The sequence below is a fragment of the Celeribacter baekdonensis genome (assembly GCF_003047105.1).
Taxonomy (GTDB): domain Bacteria; phylum Pseudomonadota; class Alphaproteobacteria; order Rhodobacterales; family Rhodobacteraceae; genus Celeribacter; species Celeribacter baekdonensis_B.
Map to the genome: position 1 here is coordinate 1,692,815 of NZ_CP028475.1, position 16,076 is coordinate 1,708,890.

At 58.0% G+C, this 16,076-nt stretch carries 15 protein-coding genes; 6 read left to right on the top strand and 9 right to left on the bottom strand.

The annotated features are described in order from the left end of the window. Window positions 1-8 precede the first annotated feature (8 nt). Together purD and DA792_RS11810 are read left to right on the top strand one after the other, a co-directional pair. Window positions 9-1,271 carry a phosphoribosylamine--glycine ligase gene (gene purD, locus DA792_RS11805; protein WP_107720110.1) on the top strand — a complete coding sequence of 421 codons (1,263 nt, stop codon included), beginning with the start codon at window positions 9-11 and terminating at the stop codon, window positions 1,269-1,271. Between the two features lie 3 nt (window positions 1,272-1,274). Then, window positions 1,275-1,718, top strand: a complete 444-nt coding sequence (locus DA792_RS11810; RefSeq protein ID WP_107720111.1) for a hypothetical protein — start codon at window positions 1,275-1,277, stop codon at window positions 1,716-1,718. Window positions 1,719-2,139: 421 nt separating this feature from the next. Here DA792_RS11810 and purU read toward each other — a convergent pair whose 3' ends face one another. The 3 genes from purU to DA792_RS11825 form a co-directional block, all read right to left on the bottom strand. Then, a complete protein-coding gene (purU, locus tag DA792_RS11815; protein ID WP_107720112.1) occupies window positions 2,140-3,024 on the bottom strand; it encodes a formyltetrahydrofolate deformylase in 885 nt (294 codons plus the stop codon). Window positions 3,025-3,186: 162 nt separating this feature from the next. Beyond that, complete coding sequence (locus DA792_RS11820) at window positions 3,187-3,912, bottom strand: FG-GAP repeat domain-containing protein (RefSeq protein WP_107720113.1); 726 nt, start codon at window positions 3,910-3,912, stop codon at window positions 3,187-3,189. Then, window positions 3,912-4,235 (bottom strand): 2Fe-2S iron-sulfur cluster-binding protein, encoded by a 324-nt coding sequence (locus DA792_RS11825; RefSeq protein ID WP_074641871.1) that lies wholly within the window; start codon window positions 4,233-4,235, stop codon window positions 3,912-3,914. The genes DA792_RS11820 and DA792_RS11825 overlap by 1 nt, the downstream gene beginning before the upstream one ends. A 308-nt stretch (window positions 4,236-4,543) precedes the next feature. On the opposite strand from DA792_RS11825, the gene DA792_RS11830 reads away from it, so the two are divergent. Then, window positions 4,544-5,071, top strand: a complete 528-nt coding sequence (locus DA792_RS11830) for a peptidoglycan-binding domain-containing protein (protein WP_254679683.1) — start codon at window positions 4,544-4,546, stop codon at window positions 5,069-5,071. A 95-nt stretch (window positions 5,072-5,166) separates the two neighbouring features. On the opposite strand, the gene DA792_RS11835 is transcribed toward DA792_RS11830, so the two are convergent. From DA792_RS11835 to rpiA, 5 genes are all read right to left on the bottom strand, one after another. Further along, window positions 5,167-6,660, bottom strand: coding sequence for a Do family serine endopeptidase (locus DA792_RS11835; protein WP_199908165.1), 1,494 nt, complete (start codon window positions 6,658-6,660; stop codon window positions 5,167-5,169). A 274-nt stretch (window positions 6,661-6,934) separates the two neighbouring features. Next, the gene (gene hflC / locus DA792_RS11840) at window positions 6,935-7,810 is read right to left on the bottom strand and encodes a protease modulator HflC (protein ID WP_107720114.1); all 876 of its coding nucleotides are present in this window, start codon (window positions 7,808-7,810) and stop codon (window positions 6,935-6,937) included. After that, window positions 7,810-8,967, bottom strand: a complete 1,158-nt coding sequence (gene hflK, locus DA792_RS11845) for an FtsH protease activity modulator HflK (RefSeq protein ID WP_107720115.1) — start codon at window positions 8,965-8,967, stop codon at window positions 7,810-7,812. Before hflK ends, hflC begins: the two co-directional genes overlap by 1 nt. Window positions 8,968-9,126: 159 nt before the next feature. After that, entirely contained in the window at window positions 9,127-10,488 is a 1,362-nt protein-coding gene (gene gor / locus DA792_RS11850; protein WP_107720116.1) for a glutathione-disulfide reductase, read from the bottom strand. Window positions 10,489-10,599: 111 nt separating this feature from the next. Continuing rightward, entirely contained in the window at window positions 10,600-11,385 is a 786-nt protein-coding gene (gene rpiA, locus DA792_RS11855) for a ribose-5-phosphate isomerase RpiA (protein WP_107720117.1), read from the bottom strand. A 204-nt stretch (window positions 11,386-11,589) separates the two neighbouring features. Here rpiA and DA792_RS11860 point away from each other — a divergent pair, with 204 nt between their 5' ends. Together DA792_RS11860 and DA792_RS11865 are read left to right on the top strand one after the other, a co-directional pair. Next, complete coding sequence (locus DA792_RS11860) at window positions 11,590-11,958, top strand: YbaN family protein (protein ID WP_107720118.1); 369 nt, start codon at window positions 11,590-11,592, stop codon at window positions 11,956-11,958. A 79-nt stretch (window positions 11,959-12,037) separates the two neighbouring features. After that, a complete protein-coding gene (locus DA792_RS11865) occupies window positions 12,038-12,991 on the top strand; it encodes a DMT family transporter (protein WP_107720119.1) in 954 nt (317 codons plus the stop codon). 7 nt (window positions 12,992-12,998) lie between these two features. Here DA792_RS11865 and DA792_RS11870 read toward each other — a convergent pair whose 3' ends face one another. Continuing rightward, window positions 12,999-13,661, bottom strand: coding sequence for a thiamine diphosphokinase (locus DA792_RS11870; RefSeq protein WP_107720120.1), 663 nt, complete (start codon window positions 13,659-13,661; stop codon window positions 12,999-13,001). A 140-nt stretch (window positions 13,662-13,801) separates the two neighbouring features. On the opposite strand from DA792_RS11870, the gene DA792_RS11875 reads away from it, so the two are divergent. After that, on the top strand, window positions 13,802-16,006 hold the full coding sequence (locus DA792_RS11875) for a hypothetical protein (RefSeq protein WP_159075257.1): 2,205 nt from the start codon (window positions 13,802-13,804) through the stop codon (window positions 16,004-16,006). The last annotated feature ends 70 nt before the right edge of the window (window positions 16,007-16,076 follow it).

Here is a 16,076-nt window from a genome sequence, read left to right on the forward strand (position 1 = left end):
ACGCGAGAATGAACATTCTGATCTTGGGCAGCGGCGGGCGCGAACATGCTTTGGCTTGGGCTGTGATGCAAAACCCGAAATGCGATAAATTGATCGTCGCCCCCGGCAATGCGGGGATCGAAATGATCGCCGAATGCGCAAAATTTGACATCAATGATGGCGCGGCTGTCGTGGGGTTTGTCGAAGAAAACGCGATTGATTTTGTGATCATCGGACCAGAAGCTCCCTTGGCCGCAGGCGTTGCCGATGATTTGCGTGCCGCTGGTGTGTTGACCTTTGGCCCCTCGAAAGCGGCGGCGCAACTGGAGGCCTCGAAAGCCTTTACCAAAGAAATTTGCGACGCCTCTGGTGCGCCGACCGCAGGCTATGCCCGGTTTACCGAGGCCACCCCGGCCAAAGACTATATCCGCGCCCAAGGTGCTCCAATCGTGGTGAAAGCCGACGGTTTGGCCGCAGGCAAAGGCGTGATCGTGGCGATGGACGAACAGGCCGCCCTGGACGCCATCGACGACATGTTCGGCGGCGAATTTGGTGCGGCAGGGGCCGAAGTGGTGATTGAGGAGTTCATGGAGGGCGAAGAGGCCTCTTGGTTCATTCTCTGTGACGGCGAAAACGTCCTGCCCATCGGCACGGCGCAAGACCACAAACGTGTCGGCGATGGTGACAGCGGCCCGAACACCGGCGGCATGGGCGCCTATTCCCCCGCGCCCGTCATGACCGACAGCGTCATTCAGAAAGCCATGGACGAGATCGTCAAACCGACCGTTGTGGAAATGGCCAAACGCGGGATGCCCTATCAGGGCGTGCTCTATGCGGGCTTCATGATCAAAGACGGTCAACCGCGCCTTGTCGAATACAACTGTCGCTTTGGCGACCCGGAATGTCAGGTCTTGATGATGCGGCTCGGCGCACAGGCGCTTGATCTGTTGCTCGCGACCGCCGAAGGCCGGCTGGATCAGGCACAGGTCAACTGGGCCGATGATCATGCGATCACCGTTGTCATGGCCGCGAATGGCTATCCGGGATCTTACGCAAAAGGCTCTGTGATCAAAGGCTTGGACGCTTTGCCAGAGGACAGCAAAAACATGGTGTTCCACGCAGGCACCGCTCTCAAAGACGGGGCAATTGTTGCCGTGGGCGGGCGTGTTTTGAACGTCACCGCGCGTGGCGAAAGCCTCAAAGAGGCCCGAGATCGCGCCTATGCGATGATCGAGGGGATCGAATGGCCAGGCGGGTTTTATCGCTCTGATATTGGCTGGCGGGCGATGTAAGACATGCGCCGAGACATCCACACCTGTGTGTCTCGGCTCTACGCCGCGCTTCTTTTCTACGCCGCATCTGTGCCCTTCTTCTGGCCGACAAATGGGATTGGCTTTGTCGCGGGGCCACGCAGCGCCCCTTTTACCTGTTCCGAGCTGATGAGCAGCGGCGGAGATGCAAATGCGATGATCATCGGGTTTGTCGGCATGTCCATTCCGGCCCTGCTCCGCGTGATCCTTATGCCCAAGCCGATGGGACGCGTTGAATTTGGCCTCTTTCTTGTCAGCATAGCGCTGAGCCTTGGGATCGTCTCGCTCGCTACTCTCGACTGTGCCGAGATCCTTCACACGATGATTTGGCAAAAAGATTTTGGTCTCGTCAGTGCCTATGGCGCGGTTTTTATGGCCTTGGTTCTTGCCTTTATTTTACGAAAGACCGGCCTGCGGGCGGTGCTTTGAACTTTTACGACCGCTCTTAGCAAAACATTAACCTTACCCTGCGATAAACCAAGCTGCGAAATGCACCACTGGCTCGAATGGCCCTCCGGTTTGGAACTTTGGTGTAAAAGCCCAAACACTGGCTGTCGCGGCAGAACAGAGGCGTGCTCGAACGGCACGCCTTTTTCTATGTCCACGGCTTCGTTTTATTGGGGGCCTGCCCCAAACCCCCGGGATATTTTTAAGACAAAAGAAATGACCCTCCGCTTGAGGAGAGCGAAGGGCCTTCTTCCGTCACGGTCATCGGCGTCCCCGCCTGTACCGTGGGGTGAGCTTCGCGCAGCAAACTTAATGGGCGGTAAACCTGCGGCTTCTTTTGTCGTAAAATATCCCGGGGTGAGGTAGGGCAGCGCGCTGCCCTACCGAGGGGCAGAGCCCCTCCTTACCCCATCCGCTCAGAAGCGTAGCTGCCGGGAGAGGCCGGAAACACCACCGTTTTATTGCCGTTGATGAACACACGATGGTGAATATGGGCATGGATTGCACGCGACAGCACCTGGGCTTCGACATCGCGCCCCAAAGAGACGTAATCCTCGGAGGATTGCGCATGGGTGATCCGCACCGTGTCTTGTTCAATAATCGGCCCTTCGTCCAAATCCGCCGTGACATAATGCGCCGTCGCGCCGATCAATTTCACCCCCCGCTCAAACGCCTGTTTATAGGGGTTCGCGCCTTTGAAGGACGGCAAAAACGAATGGTGGATGTTGATGATCCGACCAGACATCTGTTGGCACATTTTATCTGACAGAATTTGCATGTAACGCGCCAAAACGATCAGCTCCGCACCGGAGTCTTCGACCACTTGCATGATCGCAGCTTCCGCATCGGGTTTGTTCTCTTTGGTCACCTTGATGCAGTGGAAAGGAATGTCGTGATTCACCACAACCTTTTGATAATCCATGTGGTTTGAAACCACGGCAACGATGTCGATCGGCAAAGCCCCGATGCGCCAGCGATACAGCAAATCGTTAAGGCAATGACCAAAGCGTGAGACCATGATCACGACTTTCATCTTTTTGGCCTCGTCCCGCACTGCCCAGCGCATGTCAAAGGCCTCGGCCACGGGAGCAAAGCCTTGGGCCAGTTCAGGCTGGGTCAGGCCGGTCTCGGAGACAAAACTCACCCGCATGAAAAATTGATCGGTGCCCGGATCATCGAATTGCGCGGAATCGGTGATGTTACAGCCAAGCTCCGCCAATTTGCCGGAAATCGCAGCCACGATTCCGCGTTTGGAGGGACAGGTCACGGTCAGCACATGGGAGGTCATGTCAAAGTCCTCGATCTTTCTTTAAAGGGTCGAGGCGTTGTGCCACAGCCGACAGAGAATGCCAGCGCCAAAACGCGTGGCACGGCCCAATTTGCGGGGCTTTCAGGTGGCTAAGTTTCCGAAAGGCGTCGCCCTGTCCCTCAGGCGCGCATCACGAGCGCATTAAGGACAGATCAGGAAAGGCGCAAAGCTATCTGCCCCGACGTAGGACGCAACGGGAGTGCTGACCAACGCCCCATTTTCAAATCGGGTTTCCATAACCTGCGACCAGTCCGCATTGGCGGTGACGATCACCGGCAAGTGCCCAGAACAGTCGCGAATGCCGCCTTCGATCTCGGCAGAGCCAAGGTGATGATTGGTCAGACCGGCAAGGCGGGCGGAAGCATCTAACATCCCCGACCCCGCCAGATCGACCGGCAGGATCACCAGTTCTTTGGTCAAATGCGGGCGGTCGATATAGGCGATGTCATCGACGCCATCGCCATCAAAATCAGCAATGCCTGCAATCGCAAGCCAACGGTGGCGCTGGCCGATTGGGGCATTGGATTTGGCCGGGATCAGCGCGCCGGAGGCATTGAGCGACCAGACCTGGACCCAAGCGCCGGTGGCAAAACCGCTGACGACGGTGACAATTTCGGGCGCGCCATCGCCATCAAAATCATGCAGGCGCGGTGCTGTGTCCTCGAAAATGCTTTTCTTGAAAGACACGTTGCGCTCGGTGCCGTCACTTAAAGCAACCCGCATCTGCGCATGTTCACCGCCCGCCACGGCACCATGGCCGTAGACATCCGTTGGCTCGATGTAACGCGCGGAGGTGATGTCATTCGTGATCTCGGTGGCGACAAGCGGGCTGGCCGCCAGCACAAAAGCCGCGGCCAGACGCAGCATCAGATTTGCTTTTCGGGCAGGTTGACGACGAGACCGTCAATCGCATCGGTCACTTTGATCTGACAGGTCAGGCGCGACCGCACCGGATCGGGTTGATAGGCGAAATCCAACATATCCTCTTCCATGTCGTCTTTCGCGGGGATTTTTTCGACCCACTCAGGCGCAACATAAACGTGACAGGTCGAACACGCGCAGGCCCCGCCGCAATCGGCATCAATGCCCGGCACGCCATTGTCGCGCGCGCCTTCCATCACGGTGCGCCCCACGGGCACGTCCACAACATGTTCGGTGCCGCCAAATTCGACATAGGTGATCTTGACCATAGGCTTGTCCTTCTTTCGCATTTCATCGTGTTGCCACAGGCTTAGCCTGTCGGTTTCCCGGTGAAAAGAGCCATTGCGTCGCGATCCGTGGTCCGGTTGGTGCCGCGATGGCCCATGCGCCCATATTTCAGGCATGGAACGCGCCGAGGTGCGGCAGTGATCACGCAGCGGCCTCCCAAAGGCGATGTCATTCAAACCCTTTGGCAAACTCTGTGGCAAACCCTTTGGCAAACCCTTTGGAAAATCTGGATTTCGCGGTAGACTTGCCTCAAATGGCCCCAGAAGGGGCAAAGCAGACAGGCAAGCCGATGACACAGGTCCTTTTCCCCGTCCGATTTCCGCTTTTCATTCTGGCGGGGCTTTTGGCCGCCTGTCAGATGAGCACCCCGGAAGAGGGTATTTTGCGCGCGTCAGATACGCCGGGCGCACCGCCGGGGGCCGACCCAAATACCTGTTACGGCCGCCATGTCACCCCCGCAATCATCGAAACCGTGACCGATCAGGTTTTGGTGCAACCGCCGCAAATCGAGGCCAATGGCACCGTCTCCTACCCCGCCGTCTATCGCACCGAAACCCGGCAAGAGATTGTCCGTGAGCGCAAGGAATTGTGGTTTGAGACCCTGTGCCAAGAGGAGCTGACGCCCGAGTTCATCGCCTCACTGCAACGGGCGCTGTCGGTGCGCGGCTATCATACCGGAGCGGCGAATGGACGGATGGATTTCGCGACAAAACGTGCCATTCACGCTTATCAATTGGAACAAGGTGTGGACAGCGACATCCTATCCTTGGCGGCCGCACGTCAACTTGGGCTTAAGGAAGTGCCGCGCGAGGGCTGATTTTCAGACATTCTTTTCAGATATTCCAAGATAGAAAAGGCGGCCCACCACCTCTGGGGGCCGCCTTTTTGTTTTATGAGGCGAGGCGCTCAGGCTCAGTTGTCCTCGACACCAAGGGCCACAAAGCGCGGGTCACCAGCGCGACGCACCAAGAGCAACACAGTCTTACGTCCGCCTTCGCGTGCTTCACTCACACGGGCCTCAAGATCTGTCACAGACATCAGTTTTTGCTGACCGGCCTCGGTGATCACATCGCCCGCCCGCAGGCCTTTGGCAAAGGCTTCAGACGCTTCATCCACCTCGACCACAACCAGACCATCGGTGCCGGAGGTGACGCCCAGCTCTTCGCGCAGCGTGTCATCCAGTGGCTGCAAGGTCAGGCCCATCATCTGGGTGGTGTCGGGCACTTGCGGTGCCGCCCCATCATCGGTCGGGAAGGCAACGTTTTCGGCCTCTTCACGACGTCCCAGAGTGACCATCAGCGTTTTGGTTTTGCCATCGCGGAACACAGTGACACGCACCGCTTTGCCAACTTCGGTCTCACCCACTGTGCGCACGAGGCTGCGGGTGTCCGTGACCTCTTTGTTGTCAAAAGTCAGGATCACATCACCGGATGCAAGACCCGCCTCTTTCGACGGCCCCTCAGGCACATCGGTGACAAGCGCACCTTTGACGGCCTCAAGCCCCATGGCCTCGGCCACATCTGCCGTCACGTCCTGAATGCGGACACCCAACCAACCGCGGCGGGTTTCACCGAATTCTTTCAACTGATCGACGACTTTGGACACCACGTTTGAGGCCATCGAGAAACCGATGCCAATGGAGCCACCATTCGGGGACAGGATCGCGGTGTTCACGCCGATCACCTGACCGTCCATATTGAACAGCGGGCCACCGGAGTTGCCGCGGTTGATGGCCGCGTCCGTTTGGATGTAATCATCATAGGCACCCTGAAGCGCGCGGCCGCGTTGCGACACGATACCGGCAGAGACCGAGAAGCCTTGGCCAAGCGGGTTGCCCATGGCCATGACCCAATCACCAATACGCGACAAGTCGCTGTCACCAAACGGCACATATTTCAAAGGCTTATCGCTTTCGACCTTCAATACGGCGATGTCCGTTTTCGGATCAGTGCCGATCAATTTGGCCGGAAGGGTGAAGCCCTCAAAGAACTCAATCGAAATCTCGTCAGCGCCTTCAATCACGTGATTGTTGGTGACGATATAGCCGTCCTCAGAGATCACAAACCCCGATCCCAATGCTTGGGAGCGGTGTGGCGTCTGTCCGCCTTGACCGTTGCGGTCCATGAAATCGCGAAAGAAATCCTCAAAGGGCGATCCTTCGGGCACAACCGGCTGATCATTGGCGGCGGCCTCGACCATGGTTGTAGTGGTGATGTTCACCACGGCGGGGCTGACCTTTTCGGCGAGATCGGCAAAACTTTCAGGCGCGCCACGCGCCTCGGCAGACACGGTTTGAAACAGAAGTGCAATGACCCCAATCAGGGCAAAGACCATCATGCGAAGATCAGCGCGGGAGGGAACCAACCCTCTGTTGTGATCGGTGGGAATGGCGCGAGCCTGTATCATCGGTAAAATATCCTCCGTCTGATGCCCCCGAATTCTTTTGCCGGAAATGGCATGGTCGGGCGCGACACGTGTCTTTGGGGTATAGATAGCTGCAGCATGGCACAACTCAAAGTCGGTCGCGTTCAGTCAACAGCATGTGAGCGGGCTGTGACAAGGGTAAAGCGCGCCAAGATGAACAGCTTATGAAGCTTGGCCATAAAAAAGGGGCCGGTGGTTCCACCCGCCCCTCTTGATGTTCCTTCGAGGATCAAAGACCCACTGCCAACACTGTATCTTAGCGGCCTGTATTGGATTTCAGGTAGTCAAAGAATTCGCTGTCCGGCGAGATCACCATGGTGGTGTTCGATCCAGACAAGCCCACGCGGTAGGCATCCAAAGAGCGGTAGAATTCAAAGAAATTCTCATCCGCACCGTAGGCTTCGGCATAGACTTTGTTTTTCTCTGCATCGGCTTCACCGCGGGTGATCTCGGCCTGACGACGGGCATCAGATTCAAGTTCGACCACGGTCCGATCCGCCTGCGCACGCACGCGTGTCGCGGCTTCTTCACCACGGGCACGTTCATCGGCGGCTTCACGTTCGCGTTCGGCCCGCATCCGCGCATAAGTCGCTTCCAAGTTTTGCTCTGGAAGGTTGGTTTGTTTCAAACGCACATCCAACACTTCAAGACCCAAAGCTTGCGCTCGCACCCGCGATTGCGCGGTGATCTGCGCCATCAAGGTGGACCGTTCAGACGACAAGATGGTGTTCGAGGTGACGCCATCGGCACCCAAAACCGCACGAATACGGTCAATGAGGATACCCTCAAGATCGGTTTCCGCTTTGCGGATGCCACCCGTGGACACAGCCTTTTTAAAGGTCACAACATCGGCGATGCGATAGCGCGCAAAAGCGTCGACCAAAAGACGGCGGTCATCGGAGGGCGTGACTTCGGTCGGCGCAGTTTCAAGCGACAGAATACGGTCGTCAAAATACTCGACCTTTTGAATCCACGGCAGTTTAAACGCCAAACCGGGGTCTTCTTTGACCGATTTGATTTGGCCAAACTGCAACACGATGGCCTTTTCACGTTCGTCGACGATAAAGATCGAAGACAAGGCCGTGAACACAGCAAGGCCCGCGATGATGATCAGAATAGGAAGCTTCTTCATCAGTTCGACCCTCCGGTGGTGGATTTCTTCAGCTCATTGAGCGGCAGATAGGGCACAACCCCCTGAGCGCCACCCGCGGCATCATCCAGAAGGATCTTATCCATCCCGCCGTAGACCTCTTCCATCGCCTCAAGATAAAGACGTTTGCGGGTCACTTCGGGGGCTTGTTGGTACTCTTGCAGAACCGCGCTAAAGCGCGACGCCTCACCTTTGGCTTCGTTGACGACTTGGGCACGATAGCCTTCGGCCTCTTCCAAGATTTGCGAGGCTTTACCCCGCGCACCGGCAACAGCCGTGTTGGCGTAGGCATCGGCCTGACGTTCCAAACGGTCGCGCTCTTGTTCGGCGGCCTGCACGTCACGGAACGCGTCGATCACCTGTTTCGGCGGATCGGCTTTGTCCAAGTTGACGCGCACAATGGTGATGCCCGAATCCAACGCATCCAAGGTCGATTGCACCAAGGTTTTGGTCGTATCAGAGATCAAGCCACGGTCGCGGTTCAGGATCGGGGACAGTTCAGAGGCGGCGATGATTTCACGCATCGAGGCCTCTGACATGGCCTGAACCGTGCCACGCGGATCGGCGAGGTTAAACAGGAATTTGGCCGGATCGTTGATGTTCCACACCACCTGAAAGTCGATGTCGACGATGTTTTCGTCGGTGGTCAACATCAAGCCATTGTCAGAACCGGAATTGCCAAGGCCAATGCTTTCAGACCGCTGACCCGTCACATTGACCTTTTCATAGGTCACAAAAGGCCAAGGCGCAAAGCGCAGACCTTCACCCGTCGTCTGGGAGTATTTGCCCAAGAACAGCTCAACACCGGCCTCTTGCGGCTGAACCGTATAGAAAGAGCTGTAGGCCCAAAGCAACGCGGCTGCGGCAACACCGCCCAACAAAACCAAGCCTTTCGGCACTTGCGGACCTTCGCCGTCGGGGCCGCCGGGACGACCCGTGCCGCCGCCTTTGCCGCCCATCAGCACCTTCAGATATTCGTTGCCCTTGTTGAGCATATCTTCGATTTCGGGGATCTGGGGCTGGTCTCCGGGACGGCGTCCGCCATTCCGGTTGTCGCCGCCACGATTGTCACCACCGGGTCCGGTCGGGCGGTTTCCACCCCCTCCGGTGCCCCAAGGGCCGCCATTGTTACTGGCCATAAAGGTCTCTTCCTCTCTCGTATGGGTCTGACCCGGCAGGTTAGACCTGTCGGGCCAAGGCTCTTGTCTAACCTGTTCTCTCTCGCCCCGAGTTTCAAGGGTGCGAGATCGTCGCAGGGTCGGTTTCCGGGCTGTTTGGCCCCTTTCGGGGTGTTTTACTCAGTTATGAACGCGGGTCGGCGTTTTCATCAGGACGATTTCTTCGGCCATGGTCGGATGCACCGCCACGGTCGCGTCGAAATCCTCCTTGGTGGCGCCCATTTTCACCGCCACGCCGGCGATCTGGATCATCTCCCCCGCATGAGGCGCAATGATATGACAGCCCAACACTTTGCGCGAGTTGGAACAGACGATGAGTTTGAACATCACCCGTTCGTTTTTCTCGATAAAGGCGTTTTGCATCGGTCGGAACGCGGCGCAATAGACCTCGACCGGGCCTTCTTCGCGCGCCTGTTCTTCGGTCAGCCCCACCGCGCCATATTCCGGCTGGGTGAAAATCGCCGACGGCACGTTCGAGTGATCCGGTTTCATCGGATTGCCTTTGAACACCGTCTCATGAAACGCCACCGCTTCACGGATCGCCACCGGGGTCAATTGGATGCGATCGGTCACATCGCCCACGGCATAGATCGAAGGAATGTTGGTTTGGCTATAGCCGTCCACTTTGATCTCGCCATGACGGCCCAACTCAACGCCCGCAGCCTCAAGCCCAAGGCCTTTGGTGTTGGGCGTGCGCCCGGTGGCATAAAGCACCACATCAAAAACGGTTTCGCGCCCGTCCGTGGCCTTGACCCAAATGCCATCACCGCGCTTTTCAAGCCGCTCCACATCGGTGCCGACATGCAGGTTGATACCCTGCCCGGTGATCAGCTCGGCAATATGGCCGCGTGCCTCATCATCAAAGCCGCGAAGGATTTGCGCGCCGCGATAATATTGTGTCACCTCAGAGCCAAGCCCGTTGAAGATACAGGCGAATTCACAGGCGATATAGCCGCCACCAACGATGAGGATTTTTTTCGGCAGTGCCGGAATGTCGAAAATCTCGTTCGAGGTGATCGCATGTTCGATCCCCGGCACGGTGTCAGGCACAAACGGCGTACCACCCACGGCGACCAAAATATGTTTCGTGGTCTTTTCCGTGCCATCGGCCAAAACCACCGTATGCGGGTCTTTCACCGTGGCGCGTTGGTGCAAAATCTCGACCCCTGCCGTATCGGCGTTGCGGGTGTAGATGGCCTCAAGACGGGACAATTCGGCGTGCAACCGCTTTTGAAACGACGGCCAGTTGAACTCCCCCAAGGTGATGTCCCAGCCGTATTTCCCCGCCTCCTCGGCGTAGTCCGAGTAATGCGAGGCAAAGACCATCAGCTTTTTCGGCACACAACCGCGAATGACACAGGTGCCGCCCATGCGGAACTCTTCGGCCATCGCGACCTTTTTCCCATCCGCCGCCGTCAACCGCGCCGCGCGCACACCGCCCGATCCGCCACCAATCACGAAGAGATCATAATCGAAATCCATGCTACCGCCTTTTAGAAGAAATCTAAGTTGAGGGTAGATGTAGGGGGTTTGACGCCAAAGGAAAACCCCGCGGTTTATGCGCGGGGCCCTGTGCGGTTTTGGAACGTGCGATCACTCCAGATCGGCAAAAATGTTTTCGCTTTCGGCGAATTCGATCTGATCTTCGCTTTCCTCACCCGACAGAATGTCCCGCGTCGTCACGCGGCCATCGCCATGGCCGATGATCACCTTGTCGCAAATGTCGATGAACAGGCCGTTTTCGACCACACCGGGGATTTGGTTGAGCACCAAGGCCAATTGCCGTGCGTTGCCAATACGTTGCAGGTGAAGATCGACAATGTGATTGCCCTCATCGGTGACATAGGCGGCATCGCCGTTCATCCGCAGGGTTGAATGTTGACCCAGGACATCCATCGACACCAACGTCTCTTCGATCAGCGCCTTGGTGGTCTGCCAGCCAAAAGGGATCACCTCGACGGGCAAAGGAAACGCGCCGAGCATATCGACCTGTTTCGAGACATCCGAGATCACGATCATCTGATCAGAGGCGGTCGCCACGATCTTTTCTTGCAACAACGCGCCGCCGCCGCCCTTGATCAGGTTCAGCTCGCCATCAAATTCATCCGCGCCATCAATTGTGAGGTCCAACCATTTCGCCTCATCCAAAGAGATCACTTTGATCCCCTGTTGCCGCGCCAGTTCGGCGGTGCGGCTTGAGGTTGGAACGCCGACGATATTCAGCCCCTCATCGCGCACCAATTCGCCCAAACACCGCACCATCCACGCCGCCGTGGAGCCTGTGCCAAGGCCCAGCTTCATCCCGTCCTCGACAAATTCCACCGCCTTTTTGGCGGCGACAAATTTGGCGGTGTCAATCGGCGACAGGGTGTCGGACATGGTGTATTTCCCCCAAGGATGAGCGAGCGGTTGTGACGGAAAGAGTCATCGGCGGTTATAGGCGGCACACCGCCGTTTGAATAGGATAAATGCGTGATGGTCGCCCTCTGAGGCGCTCTATGGCCGTCTGCGGCGTCAAGGCCACTGGACAGCGCGTCACTTGAGCATAAATGCTTGGGTAAGGGAGGCGTGATAGAACAAGGCATGGTTGCACGGATGTCAAAATATGTCCATCTGGCCCTTGGTGGGCTTTGCGTGGCTTTAGGCCTGATCGGTGCGGTGTTGCCGGTGATGCCGACGACCGTGTTCCTCATCTTGGCGGCGTTCTTTTTCACCAAAGGTTCGCCGCGCCTGCGGATGTGGTTGCTGGATCACGCCCATTTTGGCCCGCTCATTCGCGATTGGGAAGCAACCGGGGCCATTCCGCGTCGGATCAAAATCCTCTCCCTTTCGATGATGGCGGCCTCTTTTGGCATCTGTGTGATCCTCGGCCTGCCCGCCTATGTGCTGATTGCACAGGCGGTTTTGATGAGTGCCGGGGCGGCCTATATCCTGACGCGCCCGGACAGTTGAGCCAAACTGCACAAGGGGCGTGTGATCTGCCAAAGGACATGAGGCTTGCGCACGCGCGCCCTCTGCCTGACAAAGGCCCATGAGCCAAAATCGCCTCCCAGACCGCCCCCATGATCGCCCCCATGACCGCCCCGTCTTCGGCCTCCTTTTAATGGTGGGCTTTTGCGCCATTGCGCCGCTGATTGATGTCAGCGCCAAATTGGCCTCCGCCTCACATCCGGCGGCGCAAATCACCGTCGGGCGCTTTGTCGTTCAGGCGCTGATCCTGGTGCCTTTGTCACTCATCATGGGGCTTTCGTGGCGGATCAGCCGCCGCGACTGGGGCCTCATTGCGTTACGCGCCATCTTCACCTTGGGCGCGACCTTTGCCTTTGTCGGCGCGGTGTCAGTCATGCCCTTGGCCGATGCTTTGGCGGTGACCTATGTCGAACCTTTCGTGATCTTGCTTTTGGGGTGGTGGATCTTTAGCGAACAGATCGGGCCACGCCGGATCATGGCCGCCGTGGTCGGATGTGCCGGCGCTCTGATCGTGGTGCAACCGGGGCTTGCAGCCTTTGGCGCGGTGGCCGTTTTGCCTTTGGCTGCGGGCGTCCTGTTTGCCTGTTACATGCTGGTCACCCGTGCGCTACGTCACCACACGCCCGTCCTGTTGCAAGCCGCCACCGCTGTGGTTGCCGTGTTCATGGCGCTGCCGATCCTGGTCTATTTCGACGGCACAGGCGGGATATTTGACCCGGTGATGCCCGAAGGGATCATGTGGGTCTGGCTGATTTCTGTGGGCTTGGCCGCCACCCTGTCGCACCAATTCCTGACCTTGGCGCTGCGCCTTGCGCCCTCGGCCACGCTGGCCCCGTTGTCCTATCTGGAGCTGGCCTTTTCCACCCTCGCCGGGCTTGTGGTCTTTGGCGACTTCCCCGGCCTTACCGTCTGGATCGGCATCGCAGTGATCGTCACTTCGGGGCTATACCTGATCCACCGCGAACGGATGCATGCGCAAAAACCGCCGGTGGTCGCGGGCCCGACCGCCTCTTAACCGTTCCTTACACACAGAGACCTTTGACCAGCGCGGCAAGCTCCGAACGCGGCAGGATCAGCAACATCCCCGGCCCGTCAAAGTCCAAATCGACCTGCGACGCAGACGCCTCGTTGGAGGTGCCGACCCGGCCCGCTGGGGCAAAATGCAGCCCCTCAATCGGCCAACGCAGCCCCGCAGACCGTCCTGTCACCGGCCCCATTGGAAACAGTGACACTCGCGTGCCGGGCGCAAGGGGGAGAGAAATAGAGCTGGGCACATGGGCAATCACATCATATTCGCCCACGATGATGCAGCGTTGTTTTGGGTGGCGCGTCAAAGCCGTATAGACCGCCAATTCGTGATCCACCCGCGCGCCGGTGAAGCCGACGCCAAAAATCAGCGGCGCGTCAATCCGGCTGAGGCATTTTTCGAAATCCGTGCTGTCTTGTTCAGGAATGTGATGCAGCCGCGCTTGGGGAATCACCTCCCTCGCATGCTGTGACACACTGTCAAAATCACCGATCACCGCCTCCGGCATCACGCCTTCGGCCAAAGCGCGATCTGCCGCACCGTCGGCTGCGACCAAAATTGGAGCTGATTTTAAGATGTCGGCAAGCGTTTCACGGTTAACCTGCCCACCCCCCAGTAAAGTCACGCTTTTTTCGGTTTTTAGGACAGAATTTTTCATACTTTATATTCCTGCGTTAACCATTTTGCCACATTTCGGACAGGAAATGATCACAGCGATTTCCTTGTTCTGTTCCTATTTGCGAACCAATTCATGGTAAACACATAGATGCTGAGCAAGAGCAGAAAGCGAGTATTGGCATGGTGAGTGAGAGTAAAATTCTAACCGTATCCTATGGGACGTTCTCCTGTACGTTGGAGGGATTCGATGATCCGTTCAACACGATGCGGTCCATTGCAGAGTATTTCCGCGATCTCGCGGCAGATGATCGGTATTTCGGTGCCGAACCTCCGACGCCCGATCCTCAAATGCTACATTCCATCGCAGAAAAAGAAATTCAGCGCCGGGTCGAAGCCCGCGTACAAGACAATGGTCTTGTGTTGCGCCAACTTGAGGACGACAGCACTGTCGATGACCTTGAGGCTGGAAAGGCGGCTGCCCGCGCCCAGGCCGCGTCGCAAGAGGCCAAAGCCCAGCGCAAAAAGGCCAAGACGCTCAAAGCCCAAGCCAAATCCGCGCCAAACGGCACGCCCCCTCTGGCACAAGAGACCGCTGCTCCGGTTTCCTCGCCTGCCCCAATCGCGCAAAGCGAACCGGCTCTGCACACCCCCGCTCCCACAGCCAAAGCCGCGACTCCCGCCGTTGGCAATTCCATCGCTGATAAGCTCGAACGCATCCGTGCCGCTGTCGCTCAGCGTGGCGAGGCCGAATTTGTTGAAGATCAACAAGCCTCCGCGAATTTTGGCGCATTCCAAGCCACGCCAGATCCATCTCACGTGATGGAAGAGGTCGAAGAAGAACAAGAGCCCCCGGCGATTGTGCCAGCCGATGAACCTGTCGCTTTGGCCGAGGTCGAAGATGATTTTGCCGATGAGATGAACGACGACACGGCTGAGGCTGAGGCTGAGGCTGAGGCTGAGGCTGAGGCTGAGGCTGAGGCTGAGGCTGAGGCTGAGGCTGAGGAAGTCCTCGCCGAAGAGATCGAACCTGTACAAGAGGTTGTCGAAGACGACGCACCCGGCACAGAGGCCGATGACGAAGCCAAACTCGACACCATCCTCTCCAGCTTGCAACAAGACGATGCACCTGCCGCGCAAGAAGATCTGGCCGAAGCTGAGATCCCCGCCCAAGATGCCAAAGACCAAGACCTCAACCTCGCCGCAGATATTGCCGAAGCAAGCGCGCCCTCCACAGAGGCAGAAACAGAGGCCGCCGCAGAAGCGGCTTCTGAAGACGCCCCGCAAGATCCGCTGCGTCGCGTGCGCGCCCGCGTCGTCAAAATGCGCCGCTCTGACTATGAAGCGCAGGCACAGGACGGTGAGGCCGAAGCTGTGGCTGAACCCGATGCTGTGACCGCCGAGAAGGATGTCGACAGCGATGCCGATTTGACCTCGGTGCTGCGCCGCGAACTTGGCTCCTCTTCGCTTGATGATGAGGCCGAAGACGAATTGATGCGCGAACTGGCCGAAGTGGCCGCAAGTGGCGATCTCTCCCCAGAAGTCGCCGCCGACATCTTGGAAGACGAAAGCGAAACCGGCGCGATTGCCGCCGAATATGACAATACCAGCGACGCAGACGACGCCGAAGACGACACCCAACTGTTGACCGATGAAGACGACGACGAAGACGACAGCGACACACGCAATGTGTTTGCCGCCTCGGATGCGTCGATGTCGCGCCTGATGGATGAAACCGACCGCGAAATGGCCAAGGGTGAAAACACCCGCCGCCGCAACGCGATCCAACATCTGAAAGCCGCCGTGGGTGCGATTCGCGCCGAGAAAGCTGACAAAGACACGTCCGCTGAGGAAGACGACGATGCGGATGTCTACAAACAAGACCTGGCGCGTGTTGTTCGCCCGCGTCGCCCAGAAGTCAGCGGCCAAGCCCGCCGTCAACTGCCGCCCTTGATGTTGGTGTCGGAACAACGCATCGACGCCCCTGTCGAACTCGCCGGTGGGGCCAATATCACCCCGGTTCGGCCGCGCCGCGTGTCGACCTCGGCCCTTGCGGTGCAACAAGAACAGGTTTTTGATGCCGCAGAAGAGGTCGATCAAAACGCCGCGGAAACGGTGACGGAATTCGCCGAGTTTGCCGAACGTCTTGGCGCCGAAACCCTACCGGAACTGTTGGAAGCGGCTGCGGCCTATACCAATTTCGTCCAAGGCCGCGACACGGCCACCCGTCCGCAAATCATGAGACTGGCGACCCAAGCGCTGCCCACCGATGTGCCGGTCGAAGAACGCCTGCGCTCCTTCGGTCAGCTTTTGCGGCAAGGGAAGATCAAAAAAATGACACGCGGCCAGTTTGCCGTTGCGGCCAGCACGCGGTTCAAGCCGCGCTAAGTGTCGTTCAAAGACCCACGCAAAAGGCCGCCCTTCGGGGCGGCCTTTTCATTCGTCTGAGTGCTCGGAG